Raw genomic sequence first — 14,858 nt, 5'->3', positions numbered from 1 at the left:
CATGAAGCGCAACTTCAATATCCACGACCTGCGTATCTTCTATACGGTGGTCATGACCGGCTCGACCCGGCAGGCCGCGCAGGTCATGCACCTGACGCAGCCCGCCATCAGCCACGCCATTTCGCGCCTGGAGGGCGCCACGGGCGTGCTGCTGTTCGACCGGTCCCACAAGACGCTGCGGCCGACGGAGGCCGGGCAGTATCTCTACAGCGAAGCGAAGTTCGTGCTGGACGAGCTGGTGCGCATCGACGAAGCGCTGCACAGCATCGAACAGTTCGGCGGCCGCGGCCTCAGGATCGCCTCGTCGCCGGCCCTGGCCCTGGGCTACGCGCCCGATGCCGTGCGGCGCTACCTGGATGCGAACGGCACACGGCCGTTTTCCATCGATATCGAATCGTCCGTGCAGGCGATCAGCGCCGTCGAGACCATGCGCGCGGACTTCGGCCTGGGGGCGGTGAGCCGCGACAGTTCGCGCCTGAATTTCACGCCTTTCCTGCGCGCCGATGTCGTGGCCATCGCGCATCGCGACCACCCCTTGGCGGACCGGGACGTGGTCGCCGTGGGCGAGATTCCGCCCGAGACCTACGTCAAGCCCTTGTGGTCCGACTACGTCGTCGCGCAGGGCGATATCGCGGATTCGCTCATCCTGCGTTCCGGCATGCGGGCGCACATGTCGCTCGTGCCGGGCACCGTCCGCGCCGTGAAAGGCATCAGCCTGGTGAACGCGCTGTCCGCATGGGACATCGCGGCCGCCTACCCCGACCTGGTGGTGCGGCCGCTCGCGTCGCGCCAGTGGTTCGATTTCCTGCTCATCACGCGCCGGGAGGCGCAAAACCAGGACCTGGCCGAGCGGCTGCTGGACGCGCTGCGCGCCACCGCCCAGGAGCGGCGCAGCGGCATCTACGCCCAGGCCATCGAGCTGCTGGGCTAGGGCCAGGGTCAGTCCGCCGGGGGCTGCCAGGGCAGGGATTGCAGATCGCCGTCGATGCTGATCGCCTGCCCGCTGACCATCGCCCCGAACGGGCTGGCCAGAAACAGCGCCATGTTCGCGATGTCCGCCGCCCGCACGAACTGCCGCAGGCTGACGCCGGACAGCTCCAGCCGGGTTTCTTCGTCGACGGTCAGGCCCATGTTCTTTGCCCGTGCCTCGATAACCCGTTCGATCCGTGGGCCCGCGACCAGCCCCGGCAGCAGCGCGTTGACGCGTATGCCATAGCCGCCCAGTTCCACCGCCAGCGAGCGCGTCAGGCCCACGACGCCCCATTTGGTCGCGGCATACGGAGTGCGCATCGGCACGCCCATGCGGCCCGCCACCGAGCTGATGTTGATGATGCTGCCGCCGCCGGAGGCGCGCAGCGCCGGCAGCGCGTGCCGCACCGTGTGGAATTGCGAGGCCAGGTTGATGTCCAGCGTCGCGTCCAGTTCCTGCGGCGCGATGTCGGCGATGCCAGCGGTGGGGCCGGCGATGCCGGCGTTGTTCACCAGCACGTCCAGCCCGCCCAGGTGCGCCAGCGCTTCCTCCATATAGCGGTCGAGTTCCTCGCGCCGGCTCACGTCGGCCCGCGATTTCGGATGAGGGCAGGACGCCAGCGCCTGCTCGTCCACGTCGCAGATATGCACGCGGGCGCCGCGTTCCGCGAATGCGGCGGCGATCGCCGCGCCGATGCCGGCCGCGCCCGCCGTCACGATGGCGCGCTTGCCGGAAAGGTCCACGGGCAGCGCGGAAATATCGCCCGGGATGTGGCTCTTCATGGTCATGCCTATTCCTTCGTGTGTCGCGGGTACCGCGGGGTCAGGGTTTCATCAGGCGGCAGGCCGATTCCTGGGGCGAGGTGTAGATCTGGTCGCCAGGCACGCGCGCCACGAGCTTGTAGTAATCCCACGGGCCCTTCGATTCCGACGGCTTCTTGACCTGCATCAGGAACATGTCGTGCACCATCAACCCGTCGGCGCGGATCTTGCCGTCCTTGGCGAAGAAGTCGTTCACGGGGTTGGCCTTCAGCCACTTCATGATCGTGTCGCCATCGGTGCTGTTGGTGGCCGCGACCGCCTTCAGGTAGGTCGACGTTGCGGAATAGTCACCGGCCTGCAGCATGGACGGCTTTTTCTTCATGCGCTCTTCGAAGCGCGCCGCCCACTGCCGCGAGGGTTCGTCCTGGTCCCAGTACCAGGCCGTCGTCAGGTACATGTCCTGGGCGGCCTGCAAGCCCAGCGCATGGACGTCCGTGATGATCACCAGCAGGCCCGCGATCTTCATCGCCGGCGTCAGGCCGAACTCGGCGGCCGCCTTCACCGCGTTGCTGGTATCGCTGGCGGAATTCGCCAGGCCCAGCACCGAGGCGCCCGAAGCCTGCGCCTGCAGGATGAACGAGGAGAAATCCGCGGCGTTCAGCGGGTGCCGGACCCGGCCCTTCACATTGCCGCCGTCAGCCTGCACCACCGCCGACGCGTCGCGCTCCAGCGCGTGGCCGAATGCATGGTCCACCGTCAGGAAATACCAGTCCTTGTTGCCTTCCTTCATCATGGCCCGCGCCGTGCCCCGGGCGAGCGACACCGTGTCGTACACGTAATGCACTGTATACGGCGTGCACTGCGCGTTGGTCAGCTCGGAGGCGCCGGCGCTGACGACGAAGAACGGCGTTTTCTTCTCTTCGGCCACTTTGGCCATTGCGAGCGCGGCCGCGGAGTTCGCGCCGGCGATCAGCATGTTCACGCCTTTCTGGTCCAGCCATTCCCGCGCGCGCGAAGAAGCGATGTCGGCGCGGTTCTGGTGGTCGGCCACCAGCACTTCCACCTTCTTGCCCGCCACCACGCCGCCCAGGTCCGCCACGGCCATCTTGATCGCCTCGGCGCCGCCGGGGCCGTCCGCGTCCGCCGACAGCCCCGACATGTCTGTGATGAAGCCGATCCGGATGACGCCGTCGTCGGCCTGCGCGGGCCCCGCGATTCCGAACAGAGCGGCCAATGCGGTCGCGCATAGTGTCTTTTTCATGTTTGGTCTCCCCACTGGGTGATGTTTTTCGTCAGAACGCGACGTTGTCGCGGCCCTTGAGTTGCAGCGTTTCGCGCGCGTCGTCGGGCGTGGCGACCTGCAGCGACAGGTCCTCCAGGATCCGCCGTATCCGCCGAACCTGGTCGGCGTTCGACCGCGCCAGCTCGCCCGGGCCGTCCCACAGCGAATCCTCCAGCCCCACGCGCACGTTGCCGCCCATGGTAGCGGCCATCGTCGCCAGCGGCGTCTGCTTGCGGCCGGCGGCCAGCACCGACCAGATGTAGTCGTCTCCGAACAGCCTGTCCGCCGTGCGCTTCATCATCATCACGTCTTCCGGGTGCGTGCCGATCCCGCCGCGTATGCCGAATACCGACTGGATCAGGAAGGGCGGCTTCAGCAGCTTGCGGTCCACGAAGTGCGCCGCCGTGTACAGGTGGCCGATGTCGTAGCACTCGATCTCGAAGCGCGTGCCGTTGTCGCTGCACGAGGTCAGGATGTTCTCGATGTCCTTGAACGTGTTCTTGAAGATCAGGTCGCTGCTGCCTTCGAGATAGGGGCGTTCCCAGGCGTGCTTGAATTCCTTGAAGCGTTCCAGCAGTTCGTACATGCCGAAATTCATGGATCCCATGTTCAGGGACGCCACTTCGGGCTTGAACTGCAGCGCCGGCGCCATGCGGTCGGCCAGCGGCAGCACCGGCGAGCCGCCCGTCGTGATGTTGATCACCACGTCCGAGGCCTGTTTGATGCGCGGCAGGAATTGCGCGTAAAGCGCGGGGTCCTGTGTGGGCTGCCCCGTGTCGGGCTTGCGCGCATGCAAGTGCACGATGGCGGCGCCCGCCGCGGCGGCATCCAGCGCGGACTGGGCGATTTCGTCGGGCGTTACGGGAAGATGGGGCGACATGGACGGCGTGTGGACCGAACCGGTGATCGCGCAGGTGATGATGACCTTCCTGGGTTTTTTCATGGGGCTTGGGCGCGCGCCGCGCACGCGGATCTATGGGTTTTCGTGGCCCCGGTCGTCTCCTCCGGGCGTGGCTCATTCTGTCGCAGGCCCTCGGCCCCTGTCACCTGAACAGAAATAATCAATTGATAGGGTTTCCGGTGCTGCGGTGCAGCGAAAAACGGCCGGCCGCGGCCGATCGGCGCCGCCGGCCCGGCACGGCTGCAATACAATCTTTGCAAGGTCGAAACGCGGTTTCGACGACCTGACCGGATTACGCGGAACCCGCCTCTCATGCTTGATCGTCCGACTTCCCGCTTCTCGCGGGCCATGCCGCCCGCGCGCGGCCAGATTCGCCACCCCGGGACGCCATCATGAGCTACGTGCTGGCGGTGGACCTGGGCGGCACGCGGTTCCGCGCCGCGCTGGTGGACGGCAGCGGCGGCATCGCCCATGCCTGCTTCATCGATAGCCCGGCGGGCGCGGCGGCCCGCCCCGGCTGGGACGAGATCGACCCGGATGCCTGGTGGCGCGGCCTGCGTACGCTGGCCGACACGCTGGCCGCGCAGGCCGGCCCCGCGTTCGGCGCGGTCGAGGCCGTCGCGATCTGCGGCGTGACGCGCACGCAGGTGTTCCTCGATGCCCAGGGCTTGCCCATCCGGCCGGCTATCACCTGGCGCGATACCCGCGCCGCCGCGGACGTGGGCGCCTGGCTGGCGTCCATGCCGGCCTCCCATTCCGAACATGGCCATATCAACGCCTTCCACCCCTGGGCCCGCGTGGCGTGGCTGCTGCGTGCCGAGCCGCAGCACGCGGCTCGCGTGCGCGCGGTGCTGGAGCCCAAGGACTACCTGAATTTCCGCCTGACCGGCCGCGCGGCCAGCGACACGGTGTCGATGGCCCGGCTGGCTGCCGCCGCCGCCGCGTGCGAGAACGGACCGGACCTGTTGACCGCCGTGGGCGCCGACCCGGCCTGGGTGCCGCCCCTGCTGGATCCGCTGGCCGTCGTCGGGCCCGTGCAGGCCGGCTTGCCGGGCGCTCTGGCCCGGCTGGCGGGGCGCCCGGTGGTGGCCTGCGCCAACGACACCTGGGCGGCGGTGGCGGGCCTGGGCGCCTTGCGTCCGGGCTATGCCTACAACATCTCGGGCACGACCGAGGTTTTCGGCGCCGTGGGCGCCGAGCCGGTGCAGGCGCAGGGCCTGATGACGGTGGACTGGGGCGGCGGCCATCACCAGATCGGCGGGCCGGGCCAGAACGGCGCCGACACGGTCGCCTGGCTGCTGCCCCTGCTGGGCCGCCTGGGCGATGAAGGCATGGCGGGGGTCGGCGAGGCCATGGACGCTTTGCTGGACGCGCCGCGCGATCCGCAGCCAGCCCTGTTCCTGCCTTACCTGCAGGGCGAGCGCGTGCCGTACTGGGATCCGCACTTGCGCGGAGCCTTCCTGGGGCTGAACCGCCGCCATGGCCCGGGCGACCTGGCCTGGGCCGTGCTGGAGGGCGTGGCCTTTCTGAACCGCATCGTGCTGGAACGCGCCGAGGCCGCCCTGGGCAGCCCGGTAGGAGAAATCCGCTTCGGCGGCGGCGCCGCGTCCAACGCGCAGTGGTGCCAGGTCAAGGCGGACATCTGCGAGCGCGCCCTGGTCGTCGGGCAGGCCGAACAGCCCGGCGTGCTGGGCGCGGCGGTCGCCGCCTGGACGGGCCTGGGGCGCTACGACAGCTTCGCGGCCGCGCAGGAGCGGTTGGTGCGCGTGGCGCAGCGCTACGAGCCTCAGCCCGACCGGTCTCGCGCTTATCGCCGCATGTACGCCCAATTCCGCGCGGCCGAAGCCGCGCTGGCGCCGGTGTCGCGGGCGCTTGCCGGCATCAGCATGTAGCGAGGGCGGTCCCCGCCCGGCGCACCGGGGTATAAACTACGACGCCATCAGCACGGGCCATGGGCCCGGCGTCCGCATGCCGGCGACGGCATCCGCACAATAATCAAACGCAGCAAGGGTTGAGTCGATGCGCGGCATCCTGGAAAAGTACGGCACGGCAATAGCGGGACTGGTCCTGGTCGGTTTCTTCGCATTGGCCGCGCCGAATTTCGCGGCGCCCAACAACCTTTTGAACATCGCCAAGGAAACCAGCTTCCTGGCCATCATCGCGCTCGGCTTCACCCTCGCGCTGGTCACGGCCGAGCTGGACCTGTCGGTGGCCGACGTGGCCAGCCTGGCCGCCGTCGTTACCGGCGCGCTGGTCCACACCGGCCAGCCCGTGCTGCTCGCTGTCGGCGCGGGGCTGGGCGTGGGGCTGCTCTGCGGCCTGGTCAACGGCATCGCCGTGACGCGGCTGCGGGTTCCCTCGCTGATCGCCACGCTGGGCATGGCCGCCATGGCGCGCGGCTTCGCCTTCATGCTGACCGACGGCGTGTCCTACGTGGGCCGTTGGCCCGGGGCGTTCACGGACCTCGCCCGCGGCAAGCCTTTCGGAATTTCCGCCCTGGTGCTGTGGATGCTTGGCGCGGTGCTGCTCGCCTTCTTCCTCGTCAAAGGGACCCGCACCGGCGCCCGCATGACCGCCACCGGCGAAGCCGGCGAGTCCGCCCGCCTGGCCGGCATCAATATCCGCGCAATGAAAAGCATCGGCCTGGCCCTGTCCGGGCTTTGCGCCGGCCTGGCCGCCATCCTGCTCACGTCCAGCCTGTCGTCCGCGGCGCCCAATATGGCCGGCGACTACTTCCTGTATGCGATCGCGGCGGTGCTGCTGGGCATGACCATGTTCAACCCCGGCCACGCCAATATCCCGGGCACGCTCGTCGCCGCGCTGATCCTGAAAGTGCTGGGCAACGGCCTGGTGCTGATGGGCGCGCCGTACTACGTGCAGGACATCGTGCTGGGCTTCATCATCATCGCGTCCGTCGCGGTGTCATCGGCCGTGCTGAAGAAAGCGGCCTTCAAATTCTGATCGGAAGGGGAGAGATCCATGCGTAAATCCTTGATGCGCCACTTGCTGTTGGCCGCGTTTTCCGTGCAGGCGCTGGCCATGGGCGCCGCCGCACATGCCTTCGACGTCGGCGTCGTCGCTTTCCAGATGTCTTCGGAAACCCATGCCCGCGTGGCCAACGCCGCGGCCGAAGCCGCCCGCGCCAAGGGCTGGACGGTCACCCAGCTGAACGCCGAGGGTTCGCTTCCCAAGCTGGCCGAACAGCTGGACACCCTGGTCAACAAGAAGGTCGACGCCATCGTCATCGCCATGGGCAAGCCCGTCGAAACCGACGCCCAGCTGCAGGCCGCCAAAGAGAAGGGCATACCCGTGGTCGGCGTGATGTCCGGCGCCAGCCCCCACATGCTGTTCGACGTGGAAGTCAACGAATACGCCACCGGCGCCCAGTCCGTGCTGTACCTGCTTGGCAAGATGGGCTACCAGGGCAATATCCTGTCGGCCCGCTTCGACGGCAACTCGGGCACCCGCATCCGCGGCAAGATGCTGGATGCGGTGCTGACCGAGAATACCGCCGTCAAGGACCTGGCCAAGTTCAGCATGGCCCGCACGCAAAGCTGGCGCGACGACGTGCGCAACGGTATGCAGGCCCTGTTCCTGCGCCACCAAGGCCAGTTCAAGGGCGTCTGGGCCTCGTTCGACGGCCAGGCCTACGTCATCGACGACCTGCTGCAGGCGCAGGGCCTGAAGAAGGGCGACATCACCCTGGTGTCCGTCGACGGCAGCCCGGAAACCTACCGCCGCATTGCCGATCCCGACAGTCTCGTCACCGCCACCATGATGATTCCCTTCGAGCAGATGGGCGCCAAGGCCATCGACTCCATCGACCGCATCGTCGTCAAGAAGGAGCCCAAGGAAACCGTCGTCGCCGGCCCTTATCTCTTCATGGACTCGGTATTGGTCGACGCCAGCAACGTCCAGAAATTCCTGCAACCCGCCAAGTAAGAGCCAGCAGCCATGTCCGCCGCGTTGTCGCTACGCCAGATCAAGAAATCCTATGGCGCCGTCGAGGCCCTGAAAGGCATAGACCTGGACGTGCCGCAGGGCAAGGTCATGGCCATCTGCGGCGACAATGGCGCGGGCAAGTCCACGCTGATCCGCATCATCTCCGGCGCGCAGGAACCCAGCGCCGGCGCGCTCAGCCTGCACGGCAAGTCGGTCGTGTTCGGCTCGCCCCACGACGCCCTGGTGCAAGGCATCGCGACCATCTACCAGGACCTGGCCCTGGCCCCGCGCCTGTCTATCTGGGAAAACATCTTCATGGGCGCCGAACTGGTGCGCCGCGTGGGTCCGCTCAGCATCCTGGACAAGCGCCGCATGGCCCAGGACGCGCGCGGCTACCTGCAGCGCCTGTCCGTGCCCATCGACGATATGGACCGTCCCGTCGAGCGCATGTCCGGCGGCCAGCGCCAGGCCGTCGCCATCGCCCGCGCCCTGCGCTGGGACGCCCGCGTCGTCATCATGGACGAACCCACGGCCGCGCTGGGCGTCAAGGAGACCGCGCTGGTGCTGAATCTGGTGCGCAAGCTGCGCGAAGAAGGCCGCACGGTCATCCTCATCAGCCACAACATGGCGGACGTGGTGGCGCTTGCCGATCGCGTGGCGATCCTGAAAAGCGGCGAGAAGGTGATCGAGCGCGAAGTGGCGGGGCTGGATGCCGACGCGCTGGCGCACATGGTGATGACGGGCAGGGAATAGGCTGTTGGCGCATCGCTCATGAAAAAGCCGCCGCCAGGGTAGACGTGGCGGCGGCTTTTTTCATGTGGCGGCGGAGTCAGACCGGGGCTTCGTCTGCGTTGTAGCTGAACAGCCATTCATAGCGTTCACGCACGCGAGTTTCGTTCCACTCGCGGTCCACGTAATCGGCGGCGCCCTGCGCGTGCGCCAAGGCCGGATTGTGGAAGCGCCGGGCGTTTTCGGCCGAGCCGCGCACCACGCGCGATGCCCGTTCAACGCGCGCCGCTTCGTAGCGCTTGAAGGCCTGTGGAATATCGCCCGGATGCGCCGCCAGAGCGCGCGCCAGTACGTAGCCATCCTCGATCGCCATCGCCGCGCCCGAGGCCAGCATGGGCAAGGTGGGGTGGCAGGCGTCGCCCAGCAGCGTTACGCGGCCCTGCGACCACACGGGCAGCGGCTCGCGCAACATCAGCGCCCATTTGTAAGGTTGGTCCAGGGCGTGTATCAGCGTTTGCACATCCTCGTGCCAGCCCGCGAAATCCCGCGCGCATTCTTCTACACTGCCGCGCTCGGTCCAGGACTCGACCTGCCAATCGTCGCGCTCCAGGATGCCGACGAAATTCACCAGCTTCCCATGCCGCAGGGGATAGTGGATCACATGCGCGCCGGGGCCCACCCAGTTGCACGCATAGGGCTCGCGCAGGTGCGCGGGCAGTTTCTCGGCCGGGATCACGCCGCGCCAGGCGACGGTTCCGGAAAACGCTGCCGCGTCGGCGCCGAACAGTGCGGCGCGTACACATGAGTGCACGCCGTCGGCCCCGATGAGCGCGGTGCCGTCGATGCGTTCGCCGGATTCCAGCACCGCCGCGACGCCATGGTCGTCCTGCGTGAACTGCGTCACTTTAGCGTCCAGCGAGATGGCTTCCGGATCATTGGCTTGCACAGCCCGCGCCAGGATCCGGTGCAGGTCGGCGCGATAAATCGTCAGATAGGGGTAGCCATAACGCGCCACGGACTCCGCGCCCAGATCGAAGAGCGGCCAGGTACGTCCGCTGGACCACAGCCGGATGCGCTTGCCCGCGGTGGGGCGTGCCACGTCCATCAACGCGTCTTCCAGGCCCAGCTGGTAGAGCACGCGGTTGGCGTTGGCGCTGAGCTGGATGCCCGCGCCGACTTCGCGCAGCTCCTGCGCCTGCTCCAGCACGCGCACGCGCAGGCCGCGCCGCTGCAAGGCCAGCGCGGCGGTCAGCCCACCCAGGCCGGCGCCCGCGATGAGATATATAGGTGTGGATGTCGATGTATGGGACATAGTGCTGCGTCGAGATGAGTTAGTCCGGCTTGATGCCGGCTTGTTTGACGACCTGGGTCCATTTGGCCAGATCGGTCCGGATCGATTGCGCGAATTGCTCCGGCGTGTCGCCGACCGGCTCCAGGCCCAGATCCGCAAGTTGGCGTTTGACCTCGGGATCGCGCGCGGCCGCAGCCAGCGCTTTGGTCAGGCGGTCGATAGCCGGTTGCGGCGTATTGGCCGGGGCGAGCAGGCCGAACCAGGAATACGCTTCGAAAGGTTTGCCCAGCACTTCCGCCACCGTGGGCACATCCGGAAGCCGCTGGTAGCGCTGCGCGCCGGTGACGGCATAGGCACGCAGCTTGTTCGCCGTGATCTGCGGATACAACAGCGTCACCGTGTCAAACAGCAGATCCACCTGGCCGCCCAGCACGTCGCTCAAGGCCGGCGCGCCGCCGCGATAAGGAATGTGCAGGATGTCTACGCCGGCGCTGCGATCGAACAGCTCGGCGGTCAGATGGCCGACGGACCCGGTGCCCGCGGACGCCACCGTCAACGATTGACGCCGCGCCAGGTCCAATAGCGACTTGAGGTCCGTGCTTGGGAGGGCGGGACGGCTCACCAGGATCAGCGGACCGCGTACCGCCATGCCGATAGGCGTGAACGAGCTGATGGGGTCATAGTCCAGCTTGGGATACAGCGCCGGCGCAACCACTATGCTGCTGGTGCCGCCCCACAACAGCGTGTAGCCATCGGGCTGCTCGCGCGTTACCGACGTAGTGCCGACCGAGCCGCCCGCGCCCGCCCGGTTCTCCACAATGACGGGCTGGCCCAACTGCTCGGACATCGTCTTGCCGAACAGGCGCGCGCTTGTGTCGGTAGGGCCGCCTGGCGGAAACGGCACCACCAGCTTGATGGGTTTGTCGGGAAAGCCGGTCTGGGTTGCGAAGGCGGGGGCGACTGCCGTGCACGCAATACTGAATGCGGCGGCAAACCGCAGGGGAAAACGGAACATGCTTGTCTCCTGAAGGGCAAGTGCGCTTTTGTTGTGAGCCTTTTCGCTTGGAAGGCTGCGCATTCCGCAATTGCAACGCAAACGGATAAACAAGTAAAACTACGATATCTTGTTCATTAACAAAGACTTGTTATGAGTTTTCTGCTAGGTCACGTATGAACTGCTCTTTACGCCAATTGCGCGGCTTCCTGGCCGTCGCTGAGCACGCCAGCTTCACCAAAGCCGCCACCCAGCTGCATCTGACGCAGGCGGGGCTGAGCGCGATGGTGCGCCAGTTCGAACAAAGCATCGGCAGCCGCCTGTTCGAACGCAGCACCCGGGCCGTGCTCCTGACGGAAGCGGGCCGTACCTTGCTGCCCGTGGCCCAGCGCATGGTCGATGAATTAGGCGGCACCCTACGCCAGCTGGCCGCCGCCAGCGCGTCGCAGACGCGCGTGCTTCGTGTGGGCGTCACGCCACTCATTGCCAGCAGCATCCTGCCGCAAGTGTTGCGCGCTTGCTCCGTGGCGCAGCCGGACTGGCGTGTGGAGGTGGCAGACATGGACCGCAGCCTGATCCAGCAGGGTGTGGAAGACGGCACTCTGGACGCGGGCTTCGGCGCCTTCTTCCAGAAAACAGCAGGCCTGCGTCGCCGCCAGTTGTTCCCGGCCGAATTGGTGCTCGCGCAATCGGCAGAATATGCTGCCAAGCCCCCCCGCGCTCCATTGCCATGGCAGCGCGTGGATTCCCTCAGCCTTATTGTTCTGCCCGCCAGCAACCCTATCCAGCAACTGATAGACCGGCATGTCCCGCGTTTGCCCGACAGCGCGGCAAGCCCGCCGCGCCGCGTCTACAGCCATCTGGAGACCATACTGGCCATGGTCGAGGCCGGGCTGGGCCAGGCCGTCGTGCCCTCGTTCGCCGCGCTGACAGGCACGCGCTGGCGGGTTCACCTCAGGGCGCTGGCCCCCCGCGTTGCCCTGGACTATGCCATCGTCACGCGCAGCGGCCGCCGCGACAGCGCCGGACTGGCCGCGTTCGTGGATAGTCTGCGGATCGCTGCACAGGTCGGCGGCTCATGAAAAAAAGCCGCCGCCAGGTTTATCTGGCGGCGGCCTTTTTTTGCGTGCAGCTACAGAACTCAGTCCTTGCGGCTGGTCACTTCGACCAGGTGGTAGCCGAACTGCGTCTTGACCGGGCCCTGGACCACGCCGACCGGGGCGCTGAACACCACGGTGTCGAATTCCTTGACCATCTGGCCCGGGCCGAAGGTGCCCAGGTTGCCGCCGTCGCGGCTGGACGGGCAGCTGGAGTTTTCCTTGGCCAGCTGGGCGAAGTCGGCGCCGCCCTCGATGGCGGCCTTGAGTTCGTTGGCCTTGGCTTCGGTGGAGACGAGGATGTGACGGGCGGAGGCTTGTGCCATGTAGGGCTCCTTGCGGACTTGATAAGGGGAGGGGAGAGTAACGCATTCAGCGGGAGAGCGCTGTGACCGCTAGGGTAACCTGCGTCTGTAAGTCCGTTGATGACGATTACGTATCCCTTCAATACAAGTGGGAACAGGTATCCCTAGATATCCCGCCCGTCAATCGGCCATTTGGGCCGTTGCGCGCGCCGGTAGGGCAGAGTGCGTAGATCGAGCGCCGCAGAGCCCGGCGCATCCGCGTAGATGATGTGCCGGGCCACCTGCGAAAAGGCCGCATGGAAGTGTTGCGCCGACTTGACCACGATCAGCGCCTTTTCGTCGAGCCGACAGCCCAGTTGGGTGAACACGTCCGTATGCAGGGCCTGAGCGCGTACGCTGATCAGCACGATTTCGATGCCGTCCGCCTCGACCAGCGCCGCATTTCCCACGGCGGCGGGAGAGCCGGAAAGCCCCGTCATGATCATGTCCGGAACCAGGGCCTTTACGGCGCAGGGCAGATCGATGGGCTCGCCCGACATGGGCCCGATCTTGCCGCCGATGCGCAGAGGCAGGCGCGCGCCCACGCCCGCGCTGAAAGCGACGCGCACGGCAACGGGATCCCACAGCGGGCCCACGGCCACGTCCTGGATGCCGCGTTCGTGCAAACGCCGCAGCATGAAGGTGGCGTCGCCCGCGCCGCCGCCGCCGGGATTGTCGGCCGCGTCCGCGATAACCACGGGCGTCACGCCGCAGGCCAGCGCCTGGTCTATGGCCTGGTCCATATCCGGGCAGGCCGGCGTGAGGCACTCACGCATGCCGATCAATTCGTCGGCGAGGCGCCGGGCGAGGGACTGGGCGACGCCCGCGTCCCCGTCGGCGTAGACCAGCAGCTTGGTGCCCATGTTGGGCACGTCGCCCCAGGGAAAGCCGTGCATCAGCGAGATGGAGAGAATGCCATCTTTGCCCTCCAGCGCGCTCAGCCGGTCGATATAGCTGCGCGCCGGCTCTTGCGGAGTACGTATCGTGACGACCATCTCGCAGTCGACGACCGCGGCCACGGGCGCGATGCGCCGTTCGACGATCGCCGCGCAGAAGTCCACCAGTTCCAGCGCGCGCTCGCGGATGTCGGTATGGGGATATTCCTTATAGGCCACCAGCATGTTGGCGTTGGACACCATGGCGTCCGACAGATGGCAATGCGGGTCCAGTTCGGCGCCCACCGCCACATCGGGGCCGACGATTGCGCGCACGCGGGCGAGCAGGTCGCCTTCGCAGTCCTCATAGCCGTCGGCCACCATCGCGCCATGCAGGCCCAGCACCACCATGTCCACCGGCAGCGCCTGGCGCAGGTCGCGCAGCAATTCGTCGCGCAGCGTTTCGTAGGCGTGGCGGGTGGTGATGCCGCTGGGCTGGGCGCCGGCGGCCATGCCTTCGATCACGGTCCAGCCGTGTTGCGCGCCGCGCTGGCGCGCCGCCCACAGCGGTCCGCTGAAGATCGTCATCTCGGGAGGATGGGTGCCCGCGGGGTAGTAGCCCCGGTCGGCGAAATCCTCCAACGAGGTGGGCAGCGGAGCGAAGGTATTGGTTTCAGTGGAAAGCGAACCGGTAAAAACGCGCATGGTGTCAAAGCCTAGTCCGCGGTGGCGCCGGACGCCTTGACCACTTCGGCGTACTTCGTGATTTCCGCCGCCACGTGCTGACGCAGTTCTTCAGGCGTGCCGCCGCCCGGCGTCGCCACCATGCCGGCGAGTTTCTCCTGGGTGTCCTTCTCTTCCAGGATCGCGTTGACTTCCTTGTTCAGCTTTTCCACGATGCCTGCCGGGGTGCCGGCGGGCGCGAACAGCGCATACCAGGACGTCATTTCATAGCCCTTGACCCCGCTGGCGTCGATGGTGGGGATTTCCGGCGCGAAGGGCTGCGTGCTGGCGCTGGTGACGCCCAGCGCGCGCAGCTTGCCGCCCTTGATGAGCGGCATGACCGAGGGCGCGGTATCGAACATCACCTGGATCCGACCCGCCATCAGGTCGGTGAGGGCCGGCGCGCTGCCCTTGTACTGGACGTGTTCCATCTCCACGCCCGTCATCATCTTGAACAGTTCGGCCGACAGGCGCGTCGACGAACCGGCACCTGACGACGCGAAGAAGATGCCCTTGGGATTCGCCTTGGCATAGCTGATGAACTCCTGCACCGACTTCGCCGGCACGGTGTTGTTCACCACCATGACGTTGGGAAAGCGGGTCAGCAGCGCCACGGGCGTGAAGTCCTTCTGGAAGTCGAAGGACAGTTCCTTGTACAGCGACACGTTGATGGTGCTGGCGTTCGAACCCAGCAGAATGGTGTAGCCATCGTTGGGCGAGCGCGCCACCGTGGCGGCCGCGATATTGCTGGCGGCGCCCGGACGGTTCTCAACCACGAACGTCTGGCCCAGTTTCTCCGACAGGCGGCCGGCGACCAGCCTGGCCACGGCATCGGACGAGCCGCCCGGCGCATAGCCGACGACGATCTTGACGGGCTTGCTCGGGTAGGCGGCGTCCTGCGAGGCAAACGCGGCCTGTTGACACAATACGCTCAGGGTTGCAGTTGCGA

The 14,858-nt window shown here is 67.0% G+C and carries 13 protein-coding genes and 1 pseudogene; 6 read left to right on the top strand and 8 right to left on the bottom strand.

Translation table 11 applies throughout. The annotated features are described in order from the left end of the window. Position 1 precedes the first annotated feature (1 nt). Positions 2-931: a LysR family transcriptional regulator gene (locus tag JL37_RS21340; protein WP_043546582.1), complete on the top strand. Its 930-nt coding sequence runs from the start codon at positions 2-4 to the stop codon at positions 929-931. Between the two features lie 8 nt (positions 932-939). Here JL37_RS21340 and JL37_RS21335 read toward each other — a convergent pair whose 3' ends face one another. Genes JL37_RS21335 through JL37_RS21325 form a run of 3 tightly spaced genes read right to left on the bottom strand, consistent with a single transcriptional unit; the run spans position 940 to position 3,956 of the window. Beyond that, positions 940-1,758, bottom strand: a complete 819-nt coding sequence (locus tag JL37_RS21335) for an SDR family oxidoreductase (RefSeq protein ID WP_052097493.1) — start codon at positions 1,756-1,758, stop codon at positions 940-942. Between the two features lie 34 nt (positions 1,759-1,792). Then, complete coding sequence (locus tag JL37_RS21330; RefSeq protein WP_043546581.1) at positions 1,793-2,992, bottom strand: ABC transporter substrate-binding protein; 1,200 nt, start codon at positions 2,990-2,992, stop codon at positions 1,793-1,795. 31 nt (positions 2,993-3,023) lie between these two features. Then, positions 3,024-3,956 carry a 3-keto-5-aminohexanoate cleavage protein gene (locus JL37_RS21325; protein ID WP_043547154.1) on the bottom strand — a complete coding sequence of 311 codons (933 nt, stop codon included), beginning with the start codon at positions 3,954-3,956 and terminating at the stop codon, positions 3,024-3,026. Positions 3,957-4,306: 350 nt separating this feature from the next. On the opposite strand from JL37_RS21325, the gene JL37_RS21320 reads away from it, so the two are divergent. From JL37_RS21320 to JL37_RS21305, 4 genes are all read left to right on the top strand, one after another. Continuing rightward, on the top strand, positions 4,307-5,806 hold the full coding sequence (locus tag JL37_RS21320; RefSeq protein ID WP_043546580.1) for an FGGY-family carbohydrate kinase: 1,500 nt from the start codon (positions 4,307-4,309) through the stop codon (positions 5,804-5,806). A 127-nt stretch (positions 5,807-5,933) separates the two neighbouring features. Continuing rightward, positions 5,934-6,875, top strand: coding sequence for an ABC transporter permease (locus JL37_RS21315; protein WP_043546579.1), 942 nt, complete (start codon positions 5,934-5,936; stop codon positions 6,873-6,875). Between the two features lie 18 nt (positions 6,876-6,893). Then, positions 6,894-7,856 carry a sugar ABC transporter substrate-binding protein gene (locus JL37_RS21310; protein ID WP_043546578.1) on the top strand — a complete coding sequence of 321 codons (963 nt, stop codon included), beginning with the start codon at positions 6,894-6,896 and terminating at the stop codon, positions 7,854-7,856. Positions 7,857-7,868: 12 nt separating this feature from the next. Then, the gene (locus tag JL37_RS21305) at positions 7,869-8,609 is read left to right on the top strand and encodes an ATP-binding cassette domain-containing protein (RefSeq protein ID WP_043546577.1); all 741 of its coding nucleotides are present in this window, start codon (positions 7,869-7,871) and stop codon (positions 8,607-8,609) included. A 76-nt stretch (positions 8,610-8,685) separates the two neighbouring features. On the opposite strand, the gene JL37_RS21300 is transcribed toward JL37_RS21305, so the two are convergent. Both JL37_RS21300 and JL37_RS21295 read right to left on the bottom strand, forming a co-directional pair. Next, positions 8,686-9,897 carry an FAD-dependent monooxygenase gene (locus JL37_RS21300; RefSeq protein WP_043546576.1) on the bottom strand — a complete coding sequence of 404 codons (1,212 nt, stop codon included), beginning with the start codon at positions 9,895-9,897 and terminating at the stop codon, positions 8,686-8,688. A gap of 19 nt (positions 9,898-9,916) precedes the next feature. Next, on the bottom strand, positions 9,917-10,891 hold the full coding sequence (locus tag JL37_RS21295) for a tripartite tricarboxylate transporter substrate binding protein (RefSeq protein ID WP_043546575.1): 975 nt from the start codon (positions 10,889-10,891) through the stop codon (positions 9,917-9,919). 155 nt (positions 10,892-11,046) lie between these two features. On the opposite strand from JL37_RS21295, the gene JL37_RS21290 reads away from it, so the two are divergent. Next, complete coding sequence (locus JL37_RS21290) at positions 11,047-11,952, top strand: LysR family transcriptional regulator (RefSeq protein WP_043546574.1); 906 nt, start codon at positions 11,047-11,049, stop codon at positions 11,950-11,952. Between the two features lie 59 nt (positions 11,953-12,011). Here JL37_RS21290 and JL37_RS21285 read toward each other — a convergent pair. The 3 genes and pseudogenes from JL37_RS21285 to JL37_RS21275 form a co-directional block, all read right to left on the bottom strand. Next, positions 12,012-12,296: pseudogene (locus tag JL37_RS21285) on the bottom strand (peptidylprolyl isomerase); the annotation flags it as partial. Between the two features lie 140 nt (positions 12,297-12,436). Next, entirely contained in the window at positions 12,437-13,891 is a 1,455-nt protein-coding gene (locus tag JL37_RS21280) for a M81 family metallopeptidase (RefSeq protein ID WP_043546572.1), read from the bottom strand. A gap of 11 nt (positions 13,892-13,902) precedes the next feature. Next, complete coding sequence (locus JL37_RS21275; RefSeq protein ID WP_231570406.1) at positions 13,903-14,835, bottom strand: tripartite tricarboxylate transporter substrate binding protein; 933 nt, start codon at positions 14,833-14,835, stop codon at positions 13,903-13,905. Positions 14,836-14,858: the final 23 nt, after the last annotated feature.

Source organism: Achromobacter sp. RTa, from assembly GCF_000757485.1.
Taxonomy (GTDB): domain Bacteria; phylum Pseudomonadota; class Gammaproteobacteria; order Burkholderiales; family Burkholderiaceae_B; genus Achromobacter.
This window is presented reverse-complemented; position numbering and strand designations above follow the sequence as displayed.

What these genes read in the sequence shown, in the direction of transcription:
- JL37_RS21340 (WP_043546582.1), top strand. Translation starts at nt 2, where the DNA reads ATGAAGCGCAACTTCAATATCCACGACCTGCGTATCTTCTATACGGTG.
- JL37_RS21335 (WP_052097493.1), bottom strand. Translation starts at nt 1,758, where the DNA reads ATGACCATGAAGAGCCACATCCCGGGCGATATTTCCGCGCTGCCCGTG.
- JL37_RS21330 (WP_043546581.1), bottom strand. Translation starts at nt 2,992, where the DNA reads ATGAAAAAGACACTATGCGCGACCGCATTGGCCGCTCTGTTCGGAATC.
- JL37_RS21325 (WP_043547154.1), bottom strand. Translation starts at nt 3,956, where the DNA reads ATGAAAAAACCCAGGAAGGTCATCATCACCTGCGCGATCACCGGTTCG.
- JL37_RS21320 (WP_043546580.1), top strand. Translation starts at nt 4,307, where the DNA reads ATGAGCTACGTGCTGGCGGTGGACCTGGGCGGCACGCGGTTCCGCGCC.
- JL37_RS21315 (WP_043546579.1), top strand. Translation starts at nt 5,934, where the DNA reads ATGCGCGGCATCCTGGAAAAGTACGGCACGGCAATAGCGGGACTGGTC.
- JL37_RS21310 (WP_043546578.1), top strand. Translation starts at nt 6,894, where the DNA reads ATGCGTAAATCCTTGATGCGCCACTTGCTGTTGGCCGCGTTTTCCGTG.
- JL37_RS21305 (WP_043546577.1), top strand. Translation starts at nt 7,869, where the DNA reads ATGTCCGCCGCGTTGTCGCTACGCCAGATCAAGAAATCCTATGGCGCC.
- JL37_RS21300 (WP_043546576.1), bottom strand. Translation starts at nt 9,897, where the DNA reads ATGTCCCATACATCGACATCCACACCTATATATCTCATCGCGGGCGCC.
- JL37_RS21295 (WP_043546575.1), bottom strand. Translation starts at nt 10,891, where the DNA reads ATGTTCCGTTTTCCCCTGCGGTTTGCCGCCGCATTCAGTATTGCGTGC.
- JL37_RS21290 (WP_043546574.1), top strand. Translation starts at nt 11,047, where the DNA reads ATGAACTGCTCTTTACGCCAATTGCGCGGCTTCCTGGCCGTCGCTGAG.
- JL37_RS21280 (WP_043546572.1), bottom strand. Translation starts at nt 13,891, where the DNA reads ATGCGCGTTTTTACCGGTTCGCTTTCCACTGAAACCAATACCTTCGCT.